Here is a 25026-nt window from a genome sequence, read left to right as displayed (position 1 = left end):
CGTCGGCGTCCGGGGCACGCTCGCGAGCGACCCGCTTCGCGTCGCCGCTTTCAGTCGTCTTCTGAATGTCGAATCCGTGCTCGGTCCCCAGTTCGACCACGTCGTCGACGTGGTTCCCGTCGCCGCTGACGGGATTGAGGACGAGCACACGGTCGCCGTCGGTTCGACCGTCAGACCCCGTCGATTGCATATCGCGGGACACGCCGGCCGAGCGCAAAAGGGTCTGGCCGGCGTCTGCACTGCCGTGTACACTGTCGATTTGCACGCGCACACGCGATTCTTCCACGGGCGTCGCTCGCTCGGCGACCGGTTCGATCCGCTTGGCGCCCGCCTACTCACTGCGATGGCCGATCGCCGCGGACTGGCGGGCGTCGCGACGACCAACCACGATTACTACACGCCACTCGAGCCGTCCGGCGACGTCGTGGCGCTGCCAGGGATCGAGATCACGACCGATCGTGGCCACGTCCTCGTCGTCGGTCCCGACCCGCCCGCGGCGACGAAACCCGGCGCGCTCTCGCCCGCGGAGACGGTCGCGCTGGCACACGACCGGAACTGTGCCGCGATCGTCGCCCACCCCTTCCGGAACAGCACGGTGCGAGAACTGGCGGACGTCCCGTTCGACGCGATCGAGGTCAACGGCAAACACCCTCGCTCGCGGCCGCTGGTCGAACAGCTCGCCGACGCCCGGGACCTGCCACTGGTCGGCGGTAGCGATGCCCACTATCCCTTCGAGGTCGGACGTGCGTACACGGTCGTCGACGCCGACCGGCTCACGCCCACCGCGGTCGTCGACGCGATTCGCGACGGACGAGTGAGCGCGCGTGTGTCCCGATCCGGGTTCGATCGCCTGTTGCGCCGTGGCTACCGGGCGATCCACCGCCGCAAACAGGTGATCGACGCGCTCGAGGAACCGACGCCTGGCGTCGGGCAGCCACCGGGGGAGCGTTGAGGATTACGCGGCACGGATCCGGATCGCGATTTCGTCCGGATCGGTCAGTTCGATCGCCCCGTCGCGTTCGTTGACCGGGATGTCGGCGTCTTCGAGCCGTCGCCGAACCGCCGAAAGCGTCTCCGCGTCCGTCACGAGGAACTCGAACCACGCCACCCCACGGCCGCCTGCCGGCTGTGACCGGCCGTGCCACGTGTTCACGCCGAGGTGGTGGTGGTAGTCGCCGGCCGCGAGGAACAGTGCCGACGGGCTCTCAGTCTGCACGGTGAGTCCCAGCGTCTCGACGTAGAACTCGCGTGCTGCCTCGAGCGAGGTCGCCTCCAGATGGAGGTGTCCGACCGTCGTCCCGGGCGGCGCAGTCGTGCCCCCGGTAGACTGGGCGGCGACGTCGTCGAGATCGAGCGGGACGGTCCCGATCTCGACCGTGCCGTCGGCCGCCCGTGGCCACTCTTCCTGAGGCCGATCCGTGTAGATCTCGACGCCGTTGCCCTCGGGATCGGTGAGGTACAGCGCTTCGCTCACGTAGTGATCCGACGCGCCATCGAGCTGCCAGCGCTCGCGAATCCGCTCGAGTGCGGCCCCCAGCGCGGCGCGCGAGGGAACCTTGAACGCGGTGTGGAACAATCCAGCCTGTGCCCACCCGCGCGGGGATTCGTTCTCCGCGTGCTCCAAGACGAGCAGCGGCGTCCCGTCGACGCCGAGCGTGGCCGTCGTGTCGCCCCGTGTCACCACCGAGAGGCCGACGACATCCCGATAGAAGTCGATCGTCTCTGCGAGGTCCCCGACACGCAGTGCAGTCCGGCCGATCCGTGCCGTTTCCGGAATGAGCGGCGAGGTCGTCATACGAGAGTCGTTGGCGCGTCCCCTATGTGTGTCTTTGCGAACAGTAGCCTCACTAGGTGACATCGCGGTTATCGGCTCGTCGGCTCGAGCGGTCGGCCTGCCAGTGTCGTCGACAGCCGGCAACTGATCGACGGCCAGTCGCGAACCGTCCCAGCGAGCTACGTGGCCACCGGGACGCGAAGCGTGACGATACTGCCCCGGGGATCGTTGTCGGTGATCCGCATCTCGCCGCCGAAACTCTTCGCGACCCAGTAGATGTGCCACAGCTCGAGGCCGCTCCCGTGGACGAGTTGCGTCTCGGCGTCGCGTTCGACCATCGGTCGTTCCTGTGGCGGGATCCCCGGTCCGTCGTCGGCGATGGCGATATCGACCCAGTCGCCCGTGTTGGCCCCTTCGATGGGCGTCGCGCTGACGGTGATCTCGGGTTCCGGTCGGTCGTTGTGGACGACAGCGTTGTCGACGGCCATTCGGATCGCCGTCTCTAACCGGTCGTCGGCCTGTGCCGTGACGTGCTCGGGTGCGGTCACCGTAATGTCGGCGTCCGGATGGTCGTCGTCGAAGTCGGACGCCAGTCGCGAGAGCATCGCGCCGACGTCACAGGCGACGTCGGGGTGACGGTCACGCTGGAACAGGTCCCGGACGGCTGCGGCGTTGTCACTGATCTTGAGCAATTCGGCGGCCTGGTCTTCGATCGCAGTCAGGACCGCGTCCCGCTCGTCGGCATCGGAGACGTTCCGAAGTCGCGTCGCGTTCCCCTGGATGACGTTCATGCCGTTTCGGATGTTGTGTCGGAGGATCCGATTGAGCACGCTGAGTCGCTGCCCGCGCAGGCGCTGTTCGGTCACGTCGGACTCGATCGCGACGAAATGCGTGATCTCGTCGTCGTCAGTAATCGGCGCGATCGTTTGCTCGACGTGGTACAGTTCTCCGGATTTCCGGCGGTTGATGAGTTCGTGTTCCCAGATCTCTCCCGAGCTGATCGTCTCCCACAGCTCCTCGTAGAACGCCTGATCGTGTTTCCCCGACTTGACCAGCCGCGGATTCCGTCCGACGGCCTCCGTGCGGGTGTACCCGCTGTCTCGTTCGTAGGCCGGGTTGACGTACTCGATCGTGCCCTCGCGGTCCGTGATCACGATGCCGTGGCCCGCCTGTTCGACGGCCTTCTGGAAGAGCCGGAGGTCCTGTTCGCGTTCTTTCCGCGCCGTGATGTCCCGGACCGCACCGCGGAGTACGACCGGCTCGCCGTCGACGACGACGGGTTCACCGACGGTGTGGACCCATCGTTCGTTCCCCGCAGCGGTGACGATCCTGAGAACGACGTCGTACGGCTCACCGGCATCCCGACACGTCTCGACGAACGACCGAATCCGGTCCCGGTCGTCGGGATGATAGAACTCGATGGCCTCGGACAACGTCGGGTCGTACCCAGCTTCGACCTCGAAGATCTCGCGCGTCCCGTCGGTCCATCGGAGGTCGTCCGACTGCAGATCCAGTTCCCACCCACCGACGGCCGCGAGGCGTTCCGCTTTCTCGAGAAGATCCCGACTCCGTTCGAGTTCGCACTCCCGCCGTTTCTGCTCGGTGATGTCTCGAACGATCCCGACGAGCTGCTCGACCGTTTCGTCAACGGTGGTCGGCGTCAATTTCGTCTCGAGCGTTCGCTCGCCCGACGGAAGCGACAGCGTCGTTTCGTACTCGATCGTCGCCGCCTGCTCGACGCACGCATCGTAGTGCTCGGTGGCTGACGCAGCCGTCTCCGCGTCGAACATCTCGGCCGATGTCCGTCCACTGATCGTCGTGTCGGTCAACCCAGTGAGCGTCTCGTATGCGGGATTGACGCGTCGATATCGATACGTGCGGCCGTCAGCCGATCGCTCGACATCGAGGAGAAAGACGGCGTCCTCGACGGCGTGGAATATCGTTTCGTACTCCTCGAGCGTCGTCGAACAGCCACGGTCCGATGGCGTCCGTCGATCGGCGGGCGCTGTCGGTTCGGGTTGCTTATCAGGCCTGTCCCCAGTGGTCATTATCTGGGAATATAATCGCTCCGTCAAAAAGGGTCGAACTTTTCCAATCAATCGAGAAGACTGTCACAGTGTAACTCCTAATCGCTCGATCCAGCCCTCAGACGTCCGCTCACCCGAGTTCTTCGTCCAGAATAAGTCGTGTCTTCGTGCTGACAACCTCTTCCTGATCGCGGGCCTTCGTGATGAGGTCGTTGACGCCGCGCGTGTCCGCGGCGTCGACGACGAGGACGATGTCCTGCTCGCCCGAGACCATCCAGACGAAGTCGACCTCGTCCCACTCGGCCATCCGCTCGGAGACCGCTTTGGTATCGACGTCGACCGCGACGCTGATCTCGAGCATCGCCTGGACGTTACCCGTCCGGGTCGAGATGGTAAAGCGCTCGATGACATCGTCGTCCATCATTCGTTCGACGCGGTTGCGAACGGTTCCCTCGCTCGTCCCGACCTCGTCTGCGATCTCCGTGTACGGCGTCCGGGCGTCACGCCGGAGAATATCGAGGATCTGTCGGTCCAGGTCGTCCATGGAGATGTGTATCTATACCCGACGGGCACTTACCGATTACGAAAATCGTAACTGAGCTTCGAAGACAACACTTATGATGGTCCATCCGATACGTAGATCGTAATGACGGAAGCCTACGTCGCACTGGAAGGCGGCCACGTACTCGAGGGACGTGGTCGCGCGTCAGGTACGGCTCGCGGTGAACTCGTTTTCACAACAGCATATACCGGCTACGAGGAGAGTCTGACCGACCCATCCTACGAGGAACAGGTCCTGACCTTCTCGTATCCGCTGATCGGCAACTACGGCGTCCGCGAGGAACGCTTCGAATCCGACCGTGTCCACCCGCGTGCGGTGCTCGCAAAGGAACTCACCGAGGACGTCGCTGAGTGGCTCGAAAGCGAGGGCGTCCCGGCGGTCGACCACCTCGACACGCGAGAGGTCGTCACCGACATCCGCGACGGCGGCGCGATGAAATGCGGCATCGCTGTCGGCGAGGACGTCACCGAGGAAGACGCGCTGGCCGAACTCGAACAGTGCAAGGCCATGAGCGACCACACCGACATCGGCGCACAGGTCAGCGTCGACGAGCCGATCGTCCACGGCGAAGACAACGACGGCCCTGACGTGGCGCTGATCGACTGTGGCGCGAAGGGGTCGATCGTCGACTCGCTGCTCGAGCGCGACGCGACCGTCCACGTGTTCCCCTACGACGCGGCCACCGAGGACGTCGCGGCCGTCGCCCCGGACATCCTCTTCATCTCGAACGGTCCCGGCGACCCGGTCAACTTCGAGGGCGCGATCGAACTCGTCGAGGAATTCGTCGAGGATACGCCCGTCGCCGGCATCTGTCTCGGCCAGCAGATCGTCGCCGAGGCGCTTGGCGGCTCCACCGAAAAGATGGACTTCGGCCACCGCGGCGTCAACCAGCCCGTCCTCGATCTGGAGTCCGGGCAGGTCGTGATGACCACTCAGAACCACGGCTACACGGTCGCCGACCCCGGCGAGCACCTCGAGGTTACCCAGATCAACGTCAACGACGACACGCCCGAAGGGATCGACGGCGTCGAGTTCGACGTCATCACCCGCCAGTACCACCCCGAGGCCAACCCCGGTCCCGAAGACACCCTCGACTTCTTCGACGACGTGCTCGCCATGGCTTCCGAGCGAGCCGACTCGCGAGCGGTTCCTGCCGACGACTGAACGATTCGAATTCTTTCGTCCGATATCGATCGCTCTCGATCAGCCGCTCGTTCGACCGGAGGATAAACGACGAGTGCGGACTCCGTAATACGATCGACGAACCGGGGTCGGCGTCTGAAGCTGATTGAGGGCCGCTCACCCCGACGGCTCCTCATAGGTCCCCTCGTACGCGGTGATCCCACCTTCAGTGGTGGCGGAGACTGTGAACCACTCCGTATCGATCGCGTCGCCTGCATCGGGTTTCACGTCGACGCTCGCCAGTAGCTGCCCGTCCCGAACGGTGAGATACAGCGTTTCTCCCGGTTCGAGCGCCTCGTCCAGGCTCGCCACATAATACCCGCTGATCGGGGACACTGAGACCCTCGCGTTTTCGGGTATCGGATCGCCCGATTCCAGCGTGAGCGCGATCATCTTCTCGCCGTCAGTCGAAATCGACGCCGCAGGAGCCCGCTCAAACCCCTCGTGGACCCACTCCGGTCTCCCAAGTTCGGTCTCGCCGACGCTCGAGAACGTCGTTTCCACCGCGATTGTCTCGGGGTAGCCGTCTACTGTCGTCGCCTCGAATTCGTACGCATAGCGTTCGATGCCGTCGTCGGAGACGGAGACCGTCACAGCAACCTCGTGGTACTCGTCTATCAACGGATACAGTTGGTCGAGCTCATCGCTCACTTCCGTCCCTTCGTAGGTGACGACCGTCGAACCGTCGGCTTCCTCGACGTCGGTCAGTTCGTACTCCGAAACTCGCAGCACGGCTTCGAGTTCGTCGCGAAGGTGTCGCTCGTCCGTCCTTGGCGCTACCGGTCCGTTTTCGACTCGGTACCGCTCGTTCGAATCAACGATCCGACGGACGAGTGTCTCGTTCGCTGACTCCGTGAAGAGCCACGTTTCCGACCCCGACGGTCCTAACAGGCTGTCCTCCGTCGCCGGTTCGTATTCGAATTTCGTTTTCTGGATCTTTCGGTCGCCGTCAACCGAGAGCACGATCGATTCCTCGTACGTTCCTGTCTCGAGTTTAGACGCCTCGCGAGTTTCCACCACGTACGATCCGTCTTCGAGAACCGTCGTCTGTCGAGACGTGAGTTCGTCGGCGTCGAGGCCGTTTTCGCCGGTTCCGTTCGGGAAGGTGACGGACTCGCTTGCTTTGTCTTCGGTCGCCGCGCTCGATTCGGCCACTTCGCCGTCATTTCCACCGGTGGCGCCGCCGCGGAGGACGCCAGCACACCCCGCGGTCGTCGTCAGTACCACAACGGCGAGCATGATGATTACCGATCGCTTCATAGTGGACTCCTAGAGTGGTAGAATATGAAACGACTGGTCAAGTATCATACGTGAGTCCCGAGGGAGGAAACGTCGCAGCGAGGCGACCGCGGTCGAAGACGATCGTCTCGAGGCCTCCACGGGCGATAAAAACGCCAGCTGAACAGCCGGCGGGACCGACGACGACGGCAACTGTAGTGACGTCACACGTCACGCCGTCACTGCCCCTGGTCGCTCGCTTCGGTGACGACAGTCGCGACCCGCTCACGATCGAACAGTTGCTCGTCTTTCGGAATCACCCGATAAGGCTGGCCCACCTCATAGCCCGGCCACGCACCGAACTGCTCGGGATAGAGCTGCTTGGCAGTCATCTCGAGCTGGAACAGGTTCACGATCAGTTCCGGGTAGCGCGTTCCGTCGCTGTCACTGAGCCGTGAACGCGTACGTGACCGTCATACTGGCGCTGACAGTAACCGGCTCTGCATCGATTTCGGTCGGCGGTGCCCCGCCGGTTGCCGCATCGCCGCCGGCTTCCAGTTCGTGACGATACGGCTGTACGTTCACGTCGCCAGTCTTGACCGCCGTCGTCCCCTCGAGGGAGACGTTACGATTGGTGGCGATATGGGACGCTTCCGCGTCGGCGTTTGCCAGAGCGTTATCGATCGCGTCCGCTCTGCGTTCGGTCCGGGTCTCCGGACGCAAGGTAAAGCGGACGTGTCCCACGTTGTCCGCACCGGCCTCGACCACTGTATCGATGACCTCACCGACGCGGTCGACATCGGAGATGGTTACCTCGAAGGTGTGTGAGCCCTCGAAGCCATCGGCATCCCGTCCGCGTGCCGGATACACCCGGTATTGCCCTTCGTCGACGTTCTCATCGGGAATCCCGAGGTCGTCGAACGCCGTACGAAGGCTGTCCGCTCCGGTTGCCAGGTCGTTGGTCACAACATCGGCGCTTTCGCCACGCGCTTCGACGCCGACACTGATCACTGCTTGATCCGGCTCCACCTCGATGTCGCCGTCAGCACTGACCGTGATTTCACCGTCGGTGCTGGAGGCCCCCGTATTCGATTCGGAATCGTCGGATTCCGCTCCATCGCTCCCGAGCGAGCGTCCCACACATCCCGCCATCGTTGCCGTCAGGCCGATACTCGAGGCCGCGATGAACTGTCGTCTCTCCATAGAGTAGTGACTAGTCGGGAGCGAAATAAACACACTCCCAAGCTCAAACAGCCGTTTGAGCTTCGTCCGGAACGAAGCGGTTCGGGGAAACGGTCAAGCGGAGCGCATCGGTCAGCTATACTGATGGATCGATCCGTCGAACCCAGAGCCGACGTCGACGCTGCCGAGACCGTTACCGATCTGATCGGCGACACACCCCTGTTGCGACTGGACGCCTTCGCCGACAACTGCTTCGGGAAACTCGAGGTGGCCAATCCGTACTCGGTCAAAGACCGGATCGCGCGGGCGATCGTCGACGCCGCTGAACGAGCGGGCGCGCTCGAGCCCGGCGGCACCGTCGTCGAATCGACCAGCGGCAACACTGGTATCGGGCTCGCGTCGGTCTGTGCCGCGCGGGGGGTACGACTGCGTGCTAACGATGCCGTCGTCGATGTCGATGGAGCGTCGACAGCTGTTGCGGGCGCTGGGGGCCGAACTGGAACTCACGCCCGCCGAAGACGGGATGGGCGGCGCGAACGAGCGCGCGGAGGAACTCGTCGCCAAGCGAGACGATGCGATCATGGCACGCCAGTTCGAGAACGAGGCGAATCCGTCAGCCCATCGTGAGACCACGGGACCCGAGATCTGGGAGGCCACGGACGGCGCGGTCGACGCGGTCGTCGCCGGCGTCGGCACCGGCGGGACGATCACTGGTGTCTCGGAGTACATCAAGGAAGAGCAGGGAGCGACCGGCCTTACGTCGGTCGCCGTCGAACCCGCAGAGTCGCCAACCCTCTCGGAGCTGAGCAGTGACGGTCACGATATTCAGGGTATCGGCCCCGGGTTCGTTCCCGACATCCTCCGGACCGAACTGATCGACGAGGTCCGAGCGGTCGAGGCGGCCGCGGCGAAGAAAGCCTCCCGGAAACTGGGCCGAGGGACTGCTGGTCGGCATCTCGGCGGGCGCGGCGCTCTCGGCCGCGGCCGAGTACGCGTCGGAGCACCCGGACGAACTGGTCGTCACGGTCCTCCCAGATACCGGTGAGCGATATCTCTCAACCGATCTCTACGCTGCGGAGGACTGATCCACACTCGAGCGGTCGTTTTCGCGCCGCCGGTCAGCGCCAGTCGTAGACCTGCACCGCCCGGTCGTGGCGCTGTGAGAGCCCGTTGGGGTTTCGACGACGTGAGCGATCGCGGTACCGGGCACGAACGCCGTCCCACAGGCCGCGTGTGACGTTCTTGACGACATCGGTCCCGTCGGAGAGCCAGCCCGTCGGCGTCGCCTCGCCGGCCGCCAGGCGGGACACGCCGGCAGCCCCTTCCCGGAGTGCGCTGCCGGCGGTCCGCGCGAGGACACTCGGCCGCAGCCCGTAGTTTTTCGCCAGCCGGTACGACAGCGACCGGTAGGCCGCACCCCAGTCGGGATCGGCGTGACCGCCGTCGGACCGGAGTTCCGGCGGCCCCCTCGTCTCGCTCGGCTCACCGCCGTCAGTCCCGATCTCACAGCGGGCGGCCATCGCCGCATTCCACGATACTTCGAAATCGAGACCAGCGACGCGGTGGGCACAGTCGCGCTCACCCGCTTCTGCGAGATACTCGTCGAAGCCGTCCAGGGCCTCGAGAACCGATCGGTCGAACGCGACGTTGTCGCCGTGAAAGTGCGTGACAGTTCTGCCAGCGACGCGGTGTGGCGACTGCCCGTTGTCGACGGGGCGGCCGGTCACGGGACCGGTGACGACGTCGGTCCCGTCAGCCATTGACTCGTCGATGGCACCATACCAACTGTAGTCGATCGCGTACTCGCCGTCGAGAAAAGCGACGACCTCGCCCGTCGCGAGTTCGAGGCCGGCGTTGCGGGAGACGTTCGGGCTCCGCTCGGAGATCTCGACGAGCACGTCGATGTCGTCGCGGTCACGGACCACACCGGTCGTCCCGTCAGAAGAGGGGCCGTTGACGACGATACGCTCCGTCTCCGCCGGCGTGCGCTCGGCGAGCGCATCGAGACACGACACTAATCGCTCCCGGTCGTTGAGCGTCGAGACCACCACCGAGAGCTCCATACCCTACGATAGGAGGCCCCAATAGTAAATAGGTTGGATTCCAGTCGGGTCAGCGAACGCTCGCGTTCCAGTACGAGACCGACGCGGCGTGGTCGGTGATCGGCAACTCACCGATTGCCTCGTCGAGCGTCCGAAGTGGCGAGGCGAGACTATTGGGGATCGACCGATACAGCCCGTAGGGGAGGAGAAAATCGTCTTCGACGTCGACGAGCGTGAGATCCGTCTTCGCGAGCAGCACCGCGATTTCGCTTTTCGAGTACAGGCGTGACCCCATCGGCAGCGCCCAGTTGTAGATACTGCGGGCCGAAAAGCGATTGAACGTGTCGAAGACGATCTGATCCCGAGAGACGCGGCGCATCTCCTCTAAGAACGCCTCCGGATCGTCCGCGAGGTGGAAAAACCGCATCGCGATGACGGTATCGAAGTAATCGTCCGGGAACGGCAGTCGACCCGCATCGCCCCGGAGGAACTCGAGGGTCCCCGCGAGTTCGGTGTCCTGCGCTTTTCGTCGTCCCTGCTGTAACATCGCCGCCGAAATGTCCAGTCCCACGACGTCGGCTCCCTGGTGAGCGAGCATGACCGTAAACCGCCCGGTACCACAGGCGATCTCGAGGACCTTCCGGTCCTCGACGGGCATGATTGCCTCGAGGACGGCTTCTTTCTCCCGACGGTCGATCAGCTGGCCGCCCCGTGAGAACCGCTTGTCGTCATACTCCTCGGCGACGTCGTCAGCTTGGTACCACTCCTGTCCTTTCACACTGGGCGAATCTACTGTCGTGATGGGATAAAACGATACTGGAGTCCTGCCGACGAACCCGGCCCTGTTGGCCCCGCTTCCGTGAGAATCACTATCGAAACAGGGCTGTGTTAATACCACATTCATATGCCTTATACAAACTTCAGTATCGGTATCCACATATAGGGAAGCTTTACCACCGACAACCTCGCTGAATCGAGTATGAGCATGAGTACAGCCGAAGACCGTGCCACCGCAGCCGAGGAACTCCTCTCGGAGGAGGAATACCGTGACCGCCTCCGTGAGCTGCCACCGAGCGCGAAGCTCGTCGCAAAAGTGCTCGAGACCGACTCGCCGCTCTCGCAGGGCCAGCTCGCCGAAGAATCGCTTCTCCCCGACCGAACCGTTCGCTACGCACTCAACCGGCTCGAGGACGTCGGCCTCATCGGCTCGCGGTACAGCTTCCGCGACGCACGCAAACAGGTCTACTTCCTCAAGCACTGAGACGGACTCCTGTCAGTCCGGTCCAGCGTGACCGCCGGACGACTCGCGGTCGTGCCGGGAACTCGTGACAGGGGACCGTATGACCGGCCTCGGCTCGAGCACTCGACGATCGAGACAGGTCCGCTCGATCTCGAGGGTCCCTGCCGGCGCCGATACATCCTTTTTCACCCGGCAACACTGTCGAGATATGCACGTCACGCGGTGTCCGATCCCGGTCGCGACGCGTGCACCGGGTGGGGAGACCAACGCCTACCTCGTCGGGGTGACGCCAGCAGCGGCGACCGACACGCGGCGACGCGGCGAGTCCGACCGCGAGCCGGCGATACTCGTCGATCCAGCGGCGAGAACGGACGCGCTCGATCGGCTGCTCGAAACCCACACCGTCGATCACGTCCTCGTCACGCACACCCATCCCGACCACGTCGGTGCCGTCGACGCGTACGCAGCCGCCACCGACGCGACGGTGTGGGCCCGCGACGGCCGCACCGATCGGTTTCGCGACGCGACCGGCTGCGACCCAGACCGCACGTTCACGCCCGGCACGACGATCCCGCTCGGCGACGAGCGCATCCGCATCCTCGACGCGCCGGGACACGCGCCCGACCACGTCGCGCTCGAGGCCGGCCGCGGCGGGCCGATCCTCTGTGGCGACTGTGCCGTCCGCGAGGGCAGCGTCGTCGTCGGCGCGCCGGAGGGGGATATGCGCGCGTACGTCTCCACCCTGCGGCGCCTCTGGGCGATCGATCCGCCGGCGCTCTATCCGGGGCACGGCCCCGCAATCGAGACGCCTCGTACGACCCTCGAGCGCCTGCTCACCCACCGCGCAGAGCGCGAACGACGGATCCGCGAGGCGGCCACGGCGGGTGCCGACACGGTCGCAGAGATCCTCGAGACGGCATACGACAAGGACCTCACAGGCGTACGCGACCTCGCGCGGGCGACAGCCGTCGCTCACCTCGAGAAGCTTGCCGTCGAGGACCGCGTTCCGTGGGACGGCCGGCGGGCGTCGCCGCTCGCGGACGACTGACTTTTGCCCGTCGAAACCGACGTTCGGGTGTGCAATCGCTCGAGGCCGAACTCGACGCCGCTCGCCAGCTCGCCGTCGCCGATCTCGCGGACGCCATCGAGTCGATCGGCTTCGAGTGTACCCGCTGTGGTGCCTGCTGTACGGCCGATGGCGAAGACGACCACACCGCGACGGTGTTTCCGGACGAGGTACGCGACCTCCAGCAGGCGGCCGCAACCGGCGACGAGGACCGCGACTGGCGCGACGTCGCCCGCCCGATGCCCTACGGTCTTTCCGAGTCCGACGACGGCACGCTCGAAGGCGAGACTTTCGAGTGGGCGCTCCAGACCGACGGCTGTGGTGACTGCGTCTTCTACGAGGAAGACGACACAGGACAGGGTGCCTGCATCGCCCACGACGACCGCCCGCTCATCTGTCGGACCTACCCCTTCAGCGTGGCTTTGGCCGGAACGAGCCAGCCGATGGGTGAGGCCGTCGACGAGGAAGGCATCGTCCGCGCCCACGAGTGTGAGGGGCTTGGCCGCGACATCTCTCGCGACGACGCCGAAGAACTGGCGCGAGCGCTGAAAGAACGCGCAGTGCGAGAACTCGAGGAGGCGATCGCCGTCCGGGATACCTACCAGCCCGCCGATCTCGACTCCGGCGAGGTCGTCGTCCACGATTCCGAAGGGGCGAAACGGATGGATGGGTCGTCGCTCGAGGACTGAGACGGACTCCTGTCAGAGGGTTCCAGGGGGACCACGATCGTTCTGCAGAGCCATCGGAAACTCATGACGGCGAACCGTATTCAGTAGCGGCCATCGTACAGCGCGCGAAGCGCGCCGTTTCCCCGAGCGCGTCGCCGGCACGCTCGGCTCTTTTTGGTCGAGATTTTTTGCTGGGGTTGAGACTGGCGTCTGTGACGCCAGCCGATGCACCCAGTAAAAAGGTCGTTGTTAGAACGTCTCCTCGATGATCTCGCCGACGGCGAAATTCGACTTGACCTCGGTGACCTCGATCTTGACACGTTCACCGACGTCTGCGCCGGGCACGATGATGACGTAGCCGCGTTCGACGCGGGCGATGCCGTCGCCCTGTTTGCCGATGTCTTCGATCTCGACGTAGCGCGTTTCGCCGACGTCGACCGGTGGCTGTGGCTCGGACGGCGCGCTCTGGGGCGTCGTGGTCGTCGTCCCCTCGTCGCCGCCCGAGTCGTCCTCACGCGAGATGAGCGCAACGCGATAGACCTCGCCGGGGTCGATGTCGCCGGTCTCGACTTCCTGCCGCGGTACCTCGATGACGTAGCGATCCTCCTCCTCCGAAACGTCCGTACTGAACAGACACAACAGTTTTTCAGATATCTCCACAGGTAGACCCTCTATTTCACCTCTGATTCCCATCCATAATAGAACTACCGACACAGAACTGCCGATTGACGGAAAAAGCGCCCGTTCGTGGGGCGATCGGACGGCGATCGTGGCTAGTTCACGCGCTCGAGCGGCCGGGTCGTGACGAACTGGGAGAGATCGACCGTCGTGTCGAGCCCGGCGTCGGCGACCGACTCGTAGGGGCGATCGACGACGATGTCGCCGGCGGTGCTGGAGCCGATACCAGGGATGGCGGTGAGTTCGTCCATCGAGGCGGCGTTGAGATCGAGCGGATAGGGGACGGCCGTCACCGAGCGGTAGCCGTGATCGACGACCGCGACGTCGATCGTCTGGCCGAGGTCGCGTTCGCCTGGCACCCCAACGAGTAACGGGTAGGTGCCGAGCTGGCGACCGAAGGTGGTGCCGTCCTGGTGGTACTCGAGGTGGATGTCCGGCAGGACGGTCCCCGGAGGGGCGACCCGCTCGAGCATCGGATTGTCGATCTCCTCGCGAACCTGCTTTTTGTAGCGTTTGAACAGCTTTTTGTGCTCGTTTGCGATCTCGGCCCCGGTGTCGGACATGTCGGTGCCGTCGAAGGCCATCACCTGCCGGATGTTGATCCGTCGGAGCATGTAGCCCTCGTCGTAGACCCGCCGAAGGAATTCGAGGTTTCGCTCGTAGGTTTCCTCGCGCTCGCCTTTGAGGCCGTGCAAGAGGTTGATCCCGGGCAGCAGTTTGGGCAGTCGCCGTGGCGCGTCGTCGCCGAACGTGGGTGCGTCCGCGGGGTCTTCGCCTGGTCGCCAGCCGGCTTCCTCGTTGACGATCCGGACTGCTTCGAAACACTCCTCGGCCGAGACGTTCAGGTTGTTCTCCTCCTGGACCACTGGATCCGCGGACTCGAGGCCGAACGCGGCCGTATCGCCGGGCGTGTTGTGCTCGGCGATGATCCGGATCCCCTCGCGGCTCTTCTCGGGCCACTCGACGATCGTAATTGGGTTCATGTTGTCCAGATGTAGCGTCTCGAGGTCGGGTGCGACCTCGCGGATTCCGCCATAGAGCTGCCGGAGGGCATCGGGATTGGGCGCTTCGCCGTCGCCGCCGTAGGCGAGGATGTCGGCCTGTCGGCCGATCCGGAAGTGTTTCACGCCGTAATCGGAGAGGGCGTCGACCTCGCCGACGACCGTCGGCGGCGGCCGAAACGTGGGATTGCCATACAGCGGCTCCGTACAGAACGAACACCGATAGGCACAGCCCCGCGAGGTCTCGAGTTCGGCGATGAGGTGATCCGGATGATTCGGGTGTTGCTCGACGACGAACGCACCCTCCCGGGCCCACCGCGAGACCTCGTCGACATCGCGCATACGGTTGTTAAACCCCTCGAGGCCGCTTTCGACGAGGTCGAAGACGGCGGCCTCGACGTCGCCTTTGGCGACGAAATCGAAGTCCAGGTCTTGGCGTTCGGTCTCGGTCGCGCCGGCGTTTTCGTCGCCGACGCCGAACTTGACGGGGCCGCCCATCAGGCTCGTGCCGCTCGCGGTCCAGGCGAGTTTGCGGACCTCATCGGGTTCGGCCGGTGTGCCGCCGACGTACTTCCCAGGGACGGTCATGCCCCCCAGATAGATCATGAGATCGGCCTCGTCGACGTCCCGCCAGCAGTCGGAGTCGTCGCGAAGCCCGTCGATCGTGTGGTACGTAATCCGCTCGCGGGGAACTCCCGCGTCGACGAGCGCCCCCGCAGCATAGCGGGGATACGTCGAGATGTACGGCGGCACCCCGAAGTGGGCGGGCTCGTCGACGTAGCCGTCGACGATCGTCACCGACAGCGTCTCGGGGTCAGTCATGGCTCCCGATAGCGCCTCGAGTGGTAAAACGGTGACTACACGCGCGAGGACGACAGCGAGGACGCACCGCGAACGCGCACACCTGGTGTGAGCGCTCGCCGCAACCCCTGCGTTGATAGCCCCCGTGACGCTAGACACCCGTATGCCACCGACGGAAGAGATCGTCTGTACCAACGACGATTGTTTTCTCGACCTGTTCGAGAACCACTACACCTACGACGTGCCAGACGACTTCGATATCTCGGGACTGTCGTGTCCGGTCTGTGGCGGCACTGACTGTCTCGAGCAAGTCGAGTTGTGAGTGAACTACCCACGTGTCAGACGTTTCTTTTGTCCGGAACAAAAGGGATATCTATGGGGCGACCGTAACCGTTCACACGGTCATGCCTGCTACGCACTACCAGACCCTTCTCTCGGTCCCCACGACTGCTGCCCGCGTCGCACACATCCCCCGGGGTGACGCTCCGTGAGCTTCAAAGACCTCGGTCAATCGATCGGCAGTGCACTCTACCGTCAGCTCGGTCGTGCGAACGGCCGCGTTCAGAACCACCGCTCGCTTCCCGTCGACATTCTCGAGAACGACACCGCCTATCGCGTCGTCTTCGACGCTCCTGGTGCCGAATCCGACGACGTCCAGGTCCGCTATCTCGAGGGCACAGTCCGGATTCAGATCGACCGCTTCCGGCAGTTTCGCGAGGGCTACGAGCTGCAGTTTCCCGGCCGGGGGATGTCGCTATCCGGTGATGCCGACCTCCCGGCCGACGCGGTCGTCGATCCGGACGCCGGCACGGCACGACTCTCAGAAACCGGAACGCTGAGCGTCGAGATCCCGAAGGCGTCAGCGATCGAAGACACGACTGCTGCCGATACAGAGAACGGACGCGACGTATCTGACGACGCCGAATCGGGGTCGAACGCGGAGCCGGTTACCGTCGACAACGAGTAGTCAGTTCGGCTCGAGTGCCATCCCGTCGACGACGTCGAACGCCTCGTCGCCGTCGAACCGCGTCGGATCGAAGGCGTCGACTCCCGATCCACCACAGATTTCTCTTGCAAGTCGCTGCCCGATCGCCGGCGCACGCATGACGCCGTGGCCCTGGAAGCCGGTTGCGACGTACAAGTCATCGCGGACCGCGCCGACGAGTGGATCTCGGTCCGGCGTCGCCGTACAGAGGCCGGCCCACGCCCGGTCAAGCTCCCCGCCCGCGATCTCCGGAACCCGGTAGGCGACCCGGTCTCGGATGTCGTCGACGAACGCCGAATCGGCGTTGTGATCGTAGTCGTTGGGGTCGGCCTCCCACGCTTCGGTGCCGTCACCGACGAGCACGCCGTCAGCGTGGGGTCGCAGGTAAAAGCCGCCGGTCGCGTCGTAACACATCGGTTCTGCGAAGTCGCCGTCAGCGACCAGCGCCTGTACCCGATAGGGCTTGACGGCGAGGGGTATCCCCGCGTCTGCGAGGAGCGCTTTCGTGCGTGCGCCAGCCGCGACGAGCACCGCGTCGACCTCGTGTATCGTCCCGTCCGGGCGGCTCACGCGCGCTGGATCGGTGCGGACGTCGACCGGCGTGTCGGTCTCGAGGGTCGCTCCGGCACCGGTAGCCGCGGCCGCGAGACAGGCGGTGTACGCGGCGGGATCGACGTAGCCCGCTGCACCGGCGATGCCCGCGACTGCGACGTCGTCCGTTCGCAGGGCCGGGAACCGTTCCCCGAGCGCCTCGGCGTCCATCTCGAGGGCGACGACGCCGTTGTCCTGCATGCGCTGGATCTGGTCACGGATCGCGTCGGCCCGGTCGGCATCGCCCTCACGAGCGAGCCAGACGTAGGGACACTCGACGAACGGGAAGGTGTCGTCACCCGAGAGCGAGCGGAAGCGTTCGATCGCCTCCCCGGCGAGTTCGGCGTCGAGCGCGTCCGCGAAGGCGTCGTAGCAGACCCCCGCGGCCCGGCCAGTCGCGCCACTCGCGACCCCACCGCGGTCGTACAGCGTCACGTCCACACCTTCGCGTGCGAGGTCGTAGGCCACGGTCGCGCCGATAGCACCAGCGCCGACAACCGCCACCTCGAGTCCCGCCTGATCGGTGAACGTGTCGGCACCGACGGCCAGATCCAGGTCGTCGGCGTCGGTCATGGCCGATCACTCGTCGAGACGGATCGATACAGACGACTCGAAACGCGCCCCCAGGTCGTGCTCACGTGGACGGGATCACCGCTCATAACCACCACTCGTGGTGCGGTCTACTTACCTCTGGGTGGTCGCAATGCGGGTTCGCGACCACGGCTCGCCGAGTGGCTGCTCGTTCGCAGGCGCAGGTAGTCGTGTTTGCAGAACCGCGGGAAAGAAGGGGGGTACGACGGCAGGACGAAGCGCCATGGTTCAGTGCCCTGTCTCCCTGCCGTACGACGATGTACTCCCCCATCATTTATACGAATAATCCCAAAACAGTTTGGTATCTCAGGAGACGTAGAGTGAATGCGCGATCACGAGAAAGCCGGTCAGAACCAGCAGACTCTCGAAGAGGATGCCCATCATCAGCGGGACGGCGAGTAGTTCATACAGCATACCAGCGAGGACGAACCCGAACGTGACGAGTCCGAATCCGAGTGCGAGATAGCCAAGCGCCGGCTGTCGGGTTCGCCGGTAAGCCTTGTAGGCGAAGAACGCGATCACGCCGCCGACGATGAGGACGAGCGTTTTGACGATCGCGAGTGCGACCGCAGTCGGCATTGTCGCGGCAGAGAACGACATAGCTGTGCGTACTCGGATATTCGAGAGCCGTACCAAGAACCTTGTCGTTCTCGGATCGGATCAGGTGTGATACCCACTCACGAATGGAGATCGGATCCACGACACTCGCGACGCGAGCGAAGCGTTTTGTAACCGGCGGTCCGAGACGAGATCATGTCACGACTTGTCGAACTCGAGGCGACGGGACCACGCAAACTCGAGCCCGAGGACATCGACGACGAGAAAGGCGACGTTGCGGTCTGTCAGTGTGGTCTCTCGGACTCGTTTCCCTTCTGCGACGGGAGTCATCGACAGACGCGCGACGAGGACGAGGAGACGACCTACGTCTACGAGGACGGCGAGCGCCAGGAACTCGAGCGGGTCGTCACGACAGACGAGAACGACACCGAGTAGCGGAGAGCCCAATCGGTCGGCACGCGTCGCTACATCGACCGCGAGGAGTTGAGGACGACCAGCGCGCTGCTGGCAGCCATCGCGACGGCGGCGAACAGCGGGTTCAACAGCCCGAGGATCGCCAGCGGGATCGCGACCGCGTTGTAGGCAAATGCCCAGCCGAGGTTCTGGCGGATCCGGCGGTGGGTGCTCGTTGCGACATCGAAGGTCTCGGAGACGGCGCCGAGATCGTCGCCGACGATCACCGCGTCGGCCGCGTCGGTCGCGAGTTTCGTCCCGCTGCCCATCGCAATCCCGACGTCCGCGGTCGCCAGCGCAGGCGCGTCGTTGCTCCCGTCGCCGACCATCGCGACTGTCCCTCGGCTCCGCAACCGGTCGACGGTCTCGGCTTTCGCCTCCGGCGGAACGCCGGCGAAGACTTCGTCGACGCCCTCGAGTTCACGGAACCGGTCTGCTGCCGCCCCCTCGTCGCCGGTGAGGACGACAACCTCACGGCCCGTCGAGAGCGTCTCGAGGGTGTCCCCCAGCGCATCGCGGGGCGAGTCTCCGACGACGATGACCCCGCGAGCCTTCCCGTTCCAGCCAACGACGACCGGAACATCGCCTGCATCGCGGGTGTCGGCGATCCGGGACTCGAGTGTGTCGGGAACGGTGAGCCCGTGCTCGCGGAGGAAATCGGGGTGGCCGACGACGACACGGTCGCCGTCGACGCGGCCACTGACGCCACGGTCGGCGCGCTCGAAGTCGTCGACGGCAGCTGTCGCCGCCTCGGTGGCGCTCGCAGGTGCGGCCTCCGCGATGGCGGCCGCGATCGGGTGTTCGGAGAGCGCTTCGACAGTCCCGGCCCGCCGGAGTACGTCCTCGTCATGGACGTCGTCGACGGCGTGGATGTCCTCGACGGCCATCGTCCCGGTCGTGAGCGTCCCCGTCTTGTCGAGGACGACGACGTCGACGTCCCTGGCGTCCTCGAAGATCGTCTCCGCGGCGACGACGATCCCACGTTCGGCGGCGGCCTGCACCCCCGCGGCGATCGCGAGCGGCGTCGCCAGCCCGAGCGCGCACGGACAGGAGACGATCACGACGGTGAGTCCGACCAGCAGTGCCGTCGACATGCTCGAGCCAGTCGCGAGCAAGACAACGGCTGTCCCGATGGCGAGGGTGACGACCAGCGGGACGAACACCGTCGCGAGTTTGTCGGCGAGCCGCTGGACGCCCGGCCGGGCGCTCTGGATCGACCAGAGCAGGGAGACGAGCCGGTCGAGCGTGCTTTCGGCCTCGTCGCCGACCGTGACGACCAGTGGCGCGTCGGTGACGACGGTTCCGCCCCGAACTGGATCGCCTGGAACCTTGCCGACGGGCAGCGATTCGCCGGTGACGAGCGACTCGTCGACGGCGGCCGATCCCTCCGCGACGTTGCCGTCGAGTGGGATCCGCTCGCCCGGGCGGACGAGCAGGCGGTCGCCAGGGTCGACATCCTCGAGCGGGACCGTCTCGCCGCTCTCGAGGCGGGCCTCGTCGACCTGCTGTTCGGTCAGTTCCGAAAGGAGGCCGGTCGCGCGGCGCTTGACCGCCTGTTCGTAGTGGGTACCGGCGGTGACGACGAGGACGATCGCGACGGTCACGTCGAAGTAGACGTGGGTCTGCCCCAGCAGGGTCGCGATCGCGCTGTAGCTATACGAGCCGAGCGCAGCCAGCGCAACGAGCAGGTCCATGTTCGGCCGGCCCGCCCGGAGGCTGACGTACGCCCCGCGAAGGATCGGATAGCCGGTATAAAAGAGAATGAACGACGTAAAGACCCAGATGTTTGCCGCCAGAAACGTGCCGTCGTAGCCGCCGAAGTCGGCGATCGGCTCGAGGCCGAAGTAGGTCGGGTACAAAAACAGGACGTACCACATCATGACCATCATGCCGAAAAAGCCCCCGAGCAAGAGCGCGGCGAGCCTGTCGTCCGACTCGGTGTCGTCGGCGCTCGAGCGGTCGGAGGCGGTGTAGCCGTAGCCGGAAACGATGTCGGGAAGTTCGTCGGCCGCGACCTCGTCGGGGTCGTAGACGATCCGGATCGTGTCCGTCGCGTAGCTTGCCGTCACGCCACGGACCCCCTCCTCGCGCTCGGCGGTCGTCTCGAGGAACGCTTCACACGTCGAACAGTGCATGCCGTCGACCGCGAGGAAGGCGTCCTCGCCCTCGAGGTCGTCGAGGTCGGGGCCGTCGTCGCTGTCCATTCGGGTCTGCAGGTCCGACTCGTCGGGAGCGTCGTCGGTTCGCTCGAGCGTTCGGGAGACCTCGAGACAACCCTGACAGCAAAACGCGCCGTCCACGTCGGGGTCGGTGATCGGCGTCGGCGGGGTCGGCAACTCACAGAGGTCGCAGGTCTCGGTGTCGGTCTGCCTGGCGGATCCAGCGTCGACTGGGGGTGTCGTCGCGGGCGACTGCGTCGACCGTCGTGGATTTTCACCCATCGTTAGAACAGGGGGATGTACGGCAGCGGGAGGTGTGGCAGGTGGATGCCGTACAGCATCAGGCCGTGTGAGAGCGGGATGTAGCCGAGCACGACGAATGCGGCCCCGAGTCCACGGTGGAGTCGCACGCGCGTGTCAGCACCGATCTTGTTCAGGACGGTCCCGTAGGCAAACAGCGTCGGGATCGTCCCCAGCCCGAGGACGGCAAGCGAGAGCGTCCCCTGTATCGGCGATCCGAGCGCGAACGCATACAGGTACGCCGGATAGATGATCGGACAGGGCATGAGGCCATGGACCGCGCCGAGTGCCACGATCCTCGGCGAGGTCGCGTAGTGGTCGATCCGACTCGAGAGCAGTTCCGAGAGCCGCCGAAAGGCCGTCCCGATGATCGGCAGCCCGTGGCCAGGGACGGCGGTTCGCCCCCGCAGGTAGTACAGGCCGCTCGCGACGATCGCGATCCCAACGAGGATACCAGTGACGCCCCTGACACTGTCACCGATCGCAGCGACGGCTTCGCTCGAGGCGATCGTGATCGCACCGAGCAGACCGAACAGCCCGCCGACCGCGGCGTAGCTGGCCGTTCGGCCGAGGTTGAACAGCGCGTGCTGGCGCACCTCGTAGCCGGTGAGCGTATCGTCACGGCGCTTACCGCTTGCCGCACCGATCCGGTCGGCGTAGGCCGTCACCAGCGGGCCACACATACCCAGACAGTGTGCGCCAGCCAGCAGGCCGACGATAAAGAGGACGAGCAGGTTGACACGCTCAAGGCCGGGGCCCGACGGTACCGACGCACCCATCAGCGGCACGACCAGTGAGTGGACGCCGGACTCGAGGGTAACGTCGGTCGAGAGCGGGTTCGCTGCGGATGAAACGAGCGTCATCTGAACGGGAAGCGTTAGCCGAGGGTGCCGCTGCCGTCTCCGTGGTGGCCGTGGGACGTCTCAACCGGCGACATCGCGAGGTACAGCGAGCCGTAGATGAGGCAGACGTTGAGCGCGCTGACGCCACCGGCAAGTGCCGAATGCGTCACATGTGCCATAATTCCATAGACAATAAGCGGGATCAACGCAAGCAACCCGACTGCTGCTGCGTGCCGGGGTTGGAGTGTCTCGAGGCTCATACACACCCCTTTGATGCTAAGCGGCTTAATTCCCTAAGCCGTTCCCAGTGGCCGGGAATGAGGGTTGGCAGTAAATCATCCCCTTTCCCAACCACCTCGTATGAGTTCGGCGATAGAAAAAGGGGTGGATGGGAAGCATCCCACTGATGAGACCGAGCAGGTTCGTGAGCTCGGTCACGACGAGTACGACCCGATCGGAACGGCGATCCTGGTCGGGATCTACTTTCTCATACTGGTTGCACTGTGGATATTCATGTACTTCGTCGAGTTCCTCGGGAACGGGCCGACCGTCACCGGGGTACTCCTGACGGTGGTGGGGCTTGCATGAACATCCACACCTACGAAAAGACTTGGCTGGCCGTGGCGATGGTATTGATCGTCGGCTTCATCGCAACGGTCACGTACGGTGCGGTCGGTCCCGGCATCGCGATGATCGACGACGACGGCGGCTCGATCGATCCGGACACGATCAACGACGACGAGCGGTTCAGCGAAACCGGCGTCACACACGTCGGCGGTAACGAATACGAGGCAAACATCGTCGCACAGGCGTGGTCGTACTCGCCAAGCGAGATCACGGTGCCGGCAAACAGCGAAGTGACGTTTTACGTGACGAGCCGGGACGTGACACACAGCTTCACCGTCGTTGGCACGAACATCAACACGATGGTCGTCCCCGGAGAGGTGTCACAGATGACCGCCGAGTTCGACGAACCCGGCGAGTACGGCATTCTCTGTAACGAGTACTGCGGCGAGTACCACCACACGATGGAAGGCAAACTGAACGTCGTTCCCGAAGATGAGTTCGATATGACCGAGGTGTCGGCCGATGCTCCCGACGAGGCCGAGCTCGGCAACGAAACGACGATCACGACGACCGTGAGCAATGGCATGCAGGACGAACTCGAGACGACCGCGACCCTCGAGATCGGCGACCAGACGGTCGAACAGGACGTCACGGTGCCCGCCGACGGCAGTGAAGACGTCGAATTCACGGTCGACACGACCGAGCTCGGAACTGACGACCATGACTGGACGGTGACCGTCGACGGTCACGAGGACAGCGGCACGCTCACTGTCACCGACGGCTCCGAAGGTGGTGATGGCGATGCGTAACGCCTACGTCGACCAGTTCCCTGCCGAGGCACGCGTGATCAGAGCCACGCTCTGGAGTTCCTTCCTCGCGCTGGCGATCGGCGGCACGCTCGGCCTCATTCAGGGACTTCATCGAACGGACGTCCTCCGATTCATCGACTCGACGGACTACTACACTGTCCTGACCGCTCACGGTGTGTTGCTGGTGATCACGTTCACGATTTTCTTCCTCGTGGGCATATTCACATGGGCGGTAACGACCAGCCTTGATCGCGGCGTAGAGGACATCCGCTTTACATGGGGCTGGTACATCATGATGGTCGTCGGCACGATCCTGGTCGGCGTCTCGATCCTCGGCGGCGTCGTCGAGCAGATTCCGATGAACGCCGACGTCCTCTTTACGTTCTACGCGCCGCTGCAGGCCCATCCGGCGTTTTACGTGGGTCTGGTGCTGTTCGTCGTCGGCTCCTGGCTCGCCGGTGCTGACTGGTTCCGCACGTGGTGGGCCTGGAAGAAGGACAACCCCGACGAGCGGATCCCGCTGCCGACGTTCATGGCGCTGACGACGATGCTGTTCTGGTATCTCAGCACGCTCGGCGTCGCGATTTCGATCCTCGCGTTCCTACTGCCGTGGTCGCTGGGAATCATCGACTCCGTCAACCCGCTGCTCACCAGAACGCTGTTCTGGTTCTTCGGCCATCCGGTCGTGTACTTCTGGCTGATGCCGGCGTACATGCTGTGGTACATCATGCTGCCGAAGGTCTCCGGCGGCAAGCTGTTCAGCGACCCGCTCGCACGCGTCGTCTTCGTGCTCTTCCTGTTGCTGTCGACGCCGGTCGGCATCCACCACCAGTATCTGGATCCCGGCATCGCGGAAGGGTTCAAGTTCATTGCGATGACAAATACGATGTTCCTCCTGTTGCCGAGCCTGCTGACGGCGTTTACCGTCGTCGCCAGCATGGAACACGGTGCACGCCAGCGTGGCGGTGACGGCTATCTCGGCTGGCTCAAGGCGCTTCCGTGGCGCGATCCGGTGTTCACCGGGATGGCGCTTGCGGGCCTCATGTTCGCCGCAGGCGGCTTCTCCGGTATGATCAATGCCGGACTGAACATCAACTACCTCGTCCACAACTCGTGGTGGGTCGTCGGTCACTTCCACCTCACCGTCGGTACCGCCGTCGCGCTGACGTTCATGGCGGCGTCCTACTGGTTCATGCCCCAGCTGACGGGCAAGGAACTCTGGAACCGCTCGGTCGCACTGGTCCAGGTCGTGCTGTGGTTTATTGGCATGACCTTCATGTCGAACGCGATGCACCGCGCCGGGCTGTTCGGGATGCCCCGCCGGACTGCCGAACCGCAGTATCAGGGCTTCAACTTCGAACCCGCCGTCGGTACTGTCGGCGAAATCAACGCACAGGTCGCCCTCGGCGCCGTGTTGCTGACCATCTCGGTGTACCTGTTCATCGTGAATATGGTCCTGACCAGCGTCGGCGGCTCGAGCAGCGACGCGATCCCGGACAACACCTACGCCGGCACGCTCTCGGGCGCCGAGGACTCGCCGGTCATCCTCGACAACCTCAAGCTCTGGACGTCGATCGCCGCCGTGCTCGTGATCATCGCCTACTCGCTGCCGCTCGCAAGCATCATCGACGCCGGTGGCCTGTTCGGTCCTGGCATCGACGCCTGGGAACCTGGCGTCGTGGTCGACCCGAACCTCGCGCTCGAGTCCATCCGTGGGGTGATGCCATAGT

The 25026-nt window shown here is 64.6% G+C and carries 25 protein-coding genes and 4 pseudogenes; 12 read left to right on the top strand and 17 right to left on the bottom strand.

The annotated features are described in order from the left end of the window. A pseudogene (locus tag ACFR99_RS19660) lies at positions 1 to 202 on the bottom strand (diacylglycerol/lipid kinase family protein); the annotation flags it as partial. Between the two features lie 42 nt (positions 203 to 244). Between ACFR99_RS19660 and ACFR99_RS19655 the strand changes: the two are divergent. Next, positions 245 to 952 (top strand): PHP domain-containing protein, encoded by a 708-nt coding sequence (locus ACFR99_RS19655; protein ID WP_390291214.1) that lies wholly within the window; start codon positions 245 to 247, stop codon positions 950 to 952. Positions 953 to 955: 3 nt separating this feature from the next. On the opposite strand, the gene ACFR99_RS19650 is transcribed toward ACFR99_RS19655, so the two are convergent. The 3 genes from ACFR99_RS19650 to ACFR99_RS19640 form a co-directional block, all read right to left on the bottom strand. Continuing rightward, a complete protein-coding gene (locus ACFR99_RS19650) occupies positions 956 to 1795 on the bottom strand; it encodes a VOC family protein (protein WP_390291211.1) in 840 nt (279 codons plus the stop codon). Positions 1796 to 1953: 158 nt separating this feature from the next. Next, entirely contained in the window at positions 1954 to 3822 is a 1869-nt protein-coding gene (locus ACFR99_RS19645; protein ID WP_390291208.1) for a PAS domain S-box protein, read from the bottom strand. Positions 3823 to 3931: 109 nt separating this feature from the next. After that, positions 3932 to 4345 carry an Lrp/AsnC family transcriptional regulator gene (locus ACFR99_RS19640; protein ID WP_250140834.1) on the bottom strand — a complete coding sequence of 138 codons (414 nt, stop codon included), beginning with the start codon at positions 4343 to 4345 and terminating at the stop codon, positions 3932 to 3934. Between the two features lie 102 nt (positions 4346 to 4447). Here ACFR99_RS19640 and carA point away from each other — a divergent pair, with 102 nt between their 5' ends. Continuing rightward, positions 4448 to 5527: a glutamine-hydrolyzing carbamoyl-phosphate synthase small subunit gene (gene carA, locus ACFR99_RS19635; protein WP_390291204.1), complete on the top strand. Its 1080-nt coding sequence runs from the start codon at positions 4448 to 4450 to the stop codon at positions 5525 to 5527. Positions 5528 to 5662: 135 nt separating this feature from the next. On the opposite strand, the gene ACFR99_RS19630 is transcribed toward carA, so the two are convergent. From ACFR99_RS19630 to ACFR99_RS19615, 4 genes and pseudogenes are all read right to left on the bottom strand, one after another. Beyond that, positions 5663 to 6805 carry a DUF7537 family lipoprotein gene (locus ACFR99_RS19630; RefSeq protein WP_390291201.1) on the bottom strand — a complete coding sequence of 381 codons (1143 nt, stop codon included), beginning with the start codon at positions 6803 to 6805 and terminating at the stop codon, positions 5663 to 5665. Between the two features lie 82 nt (positions 6806 to 6887). Beyond that, a pseudogene (locus ACFR99_RS19625) lies at positions 6888 to 6998 on the bottom strand (thioredoxin reductase); the annotation flags it as partial. Positions 6999 to 7002: 4 nt separating this feature from the next. Beyond that, a pseudogene (locus ACFR99_RS19620) lies at positions 7003 to 7200 on the bottom strand (ABC transporter substrate-binding protein); the annotation flags it as partial. Positions 7201 to 7207: 7 nt separating this feature from the next. Beyond that, positions 7208 to 7966, bottom strand: coding sequence for an SIMPL domain-containing protein (locus ACFR99_RS19615; protein ID WP_390291198.1), 759 nt, complete (start codon positions 7964 to 7966; stop codon positions 7208 to 7210). Between the two features lie 123 nt (positions 7967 to 8089). Between ACFR99_RS19615 and cysK the strand changes: the two are divergent. Further along, positions 8090 to 9030, top strand: a pseudogene (cysK, locus tag ACFR99_RS19610) (cysteine synthase A). A 33-nt stretch (positions 9031 to 9063) separates the two neighbouring features. On the opposite strand, the gene ACFR99_RS19605 reads toward cysK, so the two are convergent. Both ACFR99_RS19605 and ACFR99_RS19600 read right to left on the bottom strand, forming a co-directional pair. Continuing rightward, a complete protein-coding gene (locus ACFR99_RS19605; RefSeq protein WP_390291195.1) occupies positions 9064 to 10008 on the bottom strand; it encodes a glycosyltransferase family 2 protein in 945 nt (314 codons plus the stop codon). Positions 10009 to 10057: 49 nt separating this feature from the next. Next, positions 10058 to 10765, bottom strand: coding sequence for a class I SAM-dependent methyltransferase (locus ACFR99_RS19600; protein WP_390291192.1), 708 nt, complete (start codon positions 10763 to 10765; stop codon positions 10058 to 10060). A gap of 201 nt (positions 10766 to 10966) precedes the next feature. Between ACFR99_RS19600 and ACFR99_RS19595 the strand changes: the two genes are divergently transcribed. The 3 genes from ACFR99_RS19595 to ACFR99_RS19585 all read left to right on the top strand — a co-directional run bounded on the left by ACFR99_RS19595 (position 10967) and on the right by ACFR99_RS19585 (position 12982). Then, entirely contained in the window at positions 10967 to 11248 is a 282-nt protein-coding gene (locus ACFR99_RS19595; protein ID WP_390291189.1) for a MarR family transcriptional regulator, read from the top strand. Between the two features lie 187 nt (positions 11249 to 11435). Then, entirely contained in the window at positions 11436 to 12275 is an 840-nt protein-coding gene (locus ACFR99_RS19590; RefSeq protein WP_390291186.1) for an MBL fold metallo-hydrolase, read from the top strand. Between the two features lie 29 nt (positions 12276 to 12304). Then, positions 12305 to 12982, top strand: a complete 678-nt coding sequence (locus tag ACFR99_RS19585) for a YkgJ family cysteine cluster protein (RefSeq protein WP_390291183.1) — start codon at positions 12305 to 12307, stop codon at positions 12980 to 12982. Between the two features lie 228 nt (positions 12983 to 13210). Here the strand turns inward: ACFR99_RS19585 and ACFR99_RS19580 are convergent, their stop codons facing one another. After that, the gene (locus ACFR99_RS19580; RefSeq protein WP_390291180.1) at positions 13211 to 13621 is read right to left on the bottom strand and encodes a TRAM domain-containing protein; all 411 of its coding nucleotides are present in this window, start codon (positions 13619 to 13621) and stop codon (positions 13211 to 13213) included. A 113-nt stretch (positions 13622 to 13734) separates the two neighbouring features. Beyond that, positions 13735 to 15462: a radical SAM protein gene (locus tag ACFR99_RS19575; RefSeq protein WP_390291177.1), complete on the bottom strand. Its 1728-nt coding sequence runs from the start codon at positions 15460 to 15462 to the stop codon at positions 13735 to 13737. A 142-nt stretch (positions 15463 to 15604) separates the two neighbouring features. On the opposite strand from ACFR99_RS19575, the gene ACFR99_RS19570 reads away from it, so the two are divergent. Beyond that, a complete protein-coding gene (locus ACFR99_RS19570; RefSeq protein WP_390291174.1) occupies positions 15605 to 15763 on the top strand; it encodes a DUF7559 family protein in 159 nt (52 codons plus the stop codon). A gap of 165 nt (positions 15764 to 15928) precedes the next feature. After that, a complete protein-coding gene (locus ACFR99_RS19565; protein ID WP_390291171.1) occupies positions 15929 to 16408 on the top strand; it encodes an Hsp20/alpha crystallin family protein in 480 nt (159 codons plus the stop codon). On the opposite strand, the gene ACFR99_RS19560 is transcribed toward ACFR99_RS19565, so the two are convergent. Continuing rightward, on the bottom strand, positions 16409 to 17590 hold the full coding sequence (locus ACFR99_RS19560; RefSeq protein ID WP_390291168.1) for an NAD(P)/FAD-dependent oxidoreductase: 1182 nt from the start codon (positions 17588 to 17590) through the stop codon (positions 16409 to 16411). It abuts the gene before it with no gap. 324 nt (positions 17591 to 17914) lie between these two features. Then, positions 17915 to 18208 (bottom strand): DUF7521 family protein, encoded by a 294-nt coding sequence (locus tag ACFR99_RS19555; protein ID WP_390291165.1) that lies wholly within the window; start codon positions 18206 to 18208, stop codon positions 17915 to 17917. A 153-nt stretch (positions 18209 to 18361) separates the two neighbouring features. On the opposite strand from ACFR99_RS19555, the gene ACFR99_RS19550 reads away from it, so the two are divergent. Next, positions 18362 to 18601 (top strand): CDGSH iron-sulfur domain-containing protein, encoded by a 240-nt coding sequence (locus ACFR99_RS19550; RefSeq protein WP_390291162.1) that lies wholly within the window; start codon positions 18362 to 18364, stop codon positions 18599 to 18601. A 29-nt stretch (positions 18602 to 18630) separates the two neighbouring features. On the opposite strand, the gene ACFR99_RS19545 is transcribed toward ACFR99_RS19550, so the two are convergent. The 3 genes from ACFR99_RS19545 to ACFR99_RS19535 form a co-directional block, all read right to left on the bottom strand. Then, positions 18631 to 21060: a heavy metal translocating P-type ATPase gene (locus ACFR99_RS19545; protein WP_390291159.1), complete on the bottom strand. Its 2430-nt coding sequence runs from the start codon at positions 21058 to 21060 to the stop codon at positions 18631 to 18633. A 2-nt stretch (positions 21061 to 21062) separates the two neighbouring features. After that, complete coding sequence (locus tag ACFR99_RS19540) at positions 21063 to 21857, bottom strand: sulfite exporter TauE/SafE family protein (RefSeq protein WP_390291312.1); 795 nt, start codon at positions 21855 to 21857, stop codon at positions 21063 to 21065. A gap of 98 nt (positions 21858 to 21955) precedes the next feature. After that, entirely contained in the window at positions 21956 to 22180 is a 225-nt protein-coding gene (locus tag ACFR99_RS19535; protein WP_390291156.1) for a cytochrome-ba3 oxidase subunit, read from the bottom strand. Between the two features lie 100 nt (positions 22181 to 22280). On the opposite strand from ACFR99_RS19535, the gene ACFR99_RS19530 reads away from it, so the two are divergent. Genes ACFR99_RS19530 through ACFR99_RS19520 form a run of 3 tightly spaced genes read left to right on the top strand, consistent with a single transcriptional unit; the run spans position 22281 to position 25025 of the window. Continuing rightward, complete coding sequence (locus ACFR99_RS19530) at positions 22281 to 22508, top strand: hypothetical protein (protein WP_390291154.1); 228 nt, start codon at positions 22281 to 22283, stop codon at positions 22506 to 22508. Then, positions 22505 to 23296: a cytochrome c oxidase subunit II gene (locus ACFR99_RS19525; RefSeq protein WP_390291151.1), complete on the top strand. Its 792-nt coding sequence runs from the start codon at positions 22505 to 22507 to the stop codon at positions 23294 to 23296. Before ACFR99_RS19530 ends, ACFR99_RS19525 begins: the two co-directional genes overlap by 4 nt. Then, positions 23283 to 25025 (top strand): b(o/a)3-type cytochrome-c oxidase subunit 1, encoded by a 1743-nt coding sequence (locus ACFR99_RS19520; protein ID WP_390291148.1) that lies wholly within the window; start codon positions 23283 to 23285, stop codon positions 25023 to 25025. Before ACFR99_RS19525 ends, ACFR99_RS19520 begins: the two co-directional genes overlap by 14 nt. Position 25026 lies beyond the last annotated feature (1 nt).

It is taken from the genome of Haloarchaeobius amylolyticus (genome assembly GCF_042678045.1).
GTDB classification, from domain to species: domain Archaea; phylum Halobacteriota; class Halobacteria; order Halobacteriales; family Natrialbaceae; genus Natrinema; species Natrinema amylolyticus_A.
This window is presented reverse-complemented; position numbering and strand designations above follow the sequence as displayed.

Bases quoted from the DNA above. Each gene is read 5' to 3' on its own strand.
- ACFR99_RS19575 (WP_390291177.1), bottom strand. From the start codon at position 15,462: ATGACTGACCCCGAGACGCTGTCGGTGACGATCGTCGACGGCTACGTC.
- carA (WP_390291204.1), top strand. From the start codon at position 4,448: ATGACGGAAGCCTACGTCGCACTGGAAGGCGGCCACGTACTCGAGGGA.
- ACFR99_RS19615 (WP_390291198.1), bottom strand. From the start codon at position 7,966: ATGGAGAGACGACAGTTCATCGCGGCCTCGAGTATCGGCCTGACGGCA.
- ACFR99_RS19590 (WP_390291186.1), top strand. From the start codon at position 11,436: ATGCACGTCACGCGGTGTCCGATCCCGGTCGCGACGCGTGCACCGGGT.
- ACFR99_RS19525 (WP_390291151.1), top strand. From the start codon at position 22,505: ATGAACATCCACACCTACGAAAAGACTTGGCTGGCCGTGGCGATGGTA.
- ACFR99_RS19540 (WP_390291312.1), bottom strand. From the start codon at position 21,857: ATGGGTGCGTCGGTACCGTCGGGCCCCGGCCTTGAGCGTGTCAACCTG.
- ACFR99_RS19605 (WP_390291195.1), bottom strand. From the start codon at position 10,008: ATGGAGCTCTCGGTGGTGGTCTCGACGCTCAACGACCGGGAGCGATTA.
- ACFR99_RS19640 (WP_250140834.1), bottom strand. From the start codon at position 4,345: ATGGACGACCTGGACCGACAGATCCTCGATATTCTCCGGCGTGACGCC.
- ACFR99_RS19545 (WP_390291159.1), bottom strand. From the start codon at position 21,060: ATGGGTGAAAATCCACGACGGTCGACGCAGTCGCCCGCGACGACACCC.
- ACFR99_RS19570 (WP_390291174.1), top strand. From the start codon at position 15,605: ATGCCACCGACGGAAGAGATCGTCTGTACCAACGACGATTGTTTTCTC.
- ACFR99_RS19555 (WP_390291165.1), bottom strand. From the start codon at position 18,208: ATGTCGTTCTCTGCCGCGACAATGCCGACTGCGGTCGCACTCGCGATC.
- ACFR99_RS19630 (WP_390291201.1), bottom strand. From the start codon at position 6,805: ATGAAGCGATCGGTAATCATCATGCTCGCCGTTGTGGTACTGACGACG.
- ACFR99_RS19550 (WP_390291162.1), top strand. From the start codon at position 18,362: ATGTCACGACTTGTCGAACTCGAGGCGACGGGACCACGCAAACTCGAG.
- ACFR99_RS19520 (WP_390291148.1), top strand. From the start codon at position 23,283: ATGGCGATGCGTAACGCCTACGTCGACCAGTTCCCTGCCGAGGCACGC.
- ACFR99_RS19650 (WP_390291211.1), bottom strand. From the start codon at position 1,795: ATGACGACCTCGCCGCTCATTCCGGAAACGGCACGGATCGGCCGGACT.
- ACFR99_RS19560 (WP_390291168.1), bottom strand. From the start codon at position 17,590: ATGACCGACGCCGACGACCTGGATCTGGCCGTCGGTGCCGACACGTTC.
- ACFR99_RS19595 (WP_390291189.1), top strand. From the start codon at position 10,967: ATGAGCATGAGTACAGCCGAAGACCGTGCCACCGCAGCCGAGGAACTC.
- ACFR99_RS19645 (WP_390291208.1), bottom strand. From the start codon at position 3,822: ATGACCACTGGGGACAGGCCTGATAAGCAACCCGAACCGACAGCGCCC.
- ACFR99_RS19530 (WP_390291154.1), top strand. From the start codon at position 22,281: ATGAGTTCGGCGATAGAAAAAGGGGTGGATGGGAAGCATCCCACTGAT.
- ACFR99_RS19535 (WP_390291156.1), bottom strand. From the start codon at position 22,180: ATGAGCCTCGAGACACTCCAACCCCGGCACGCAGCAGCAGTCGGGTTG.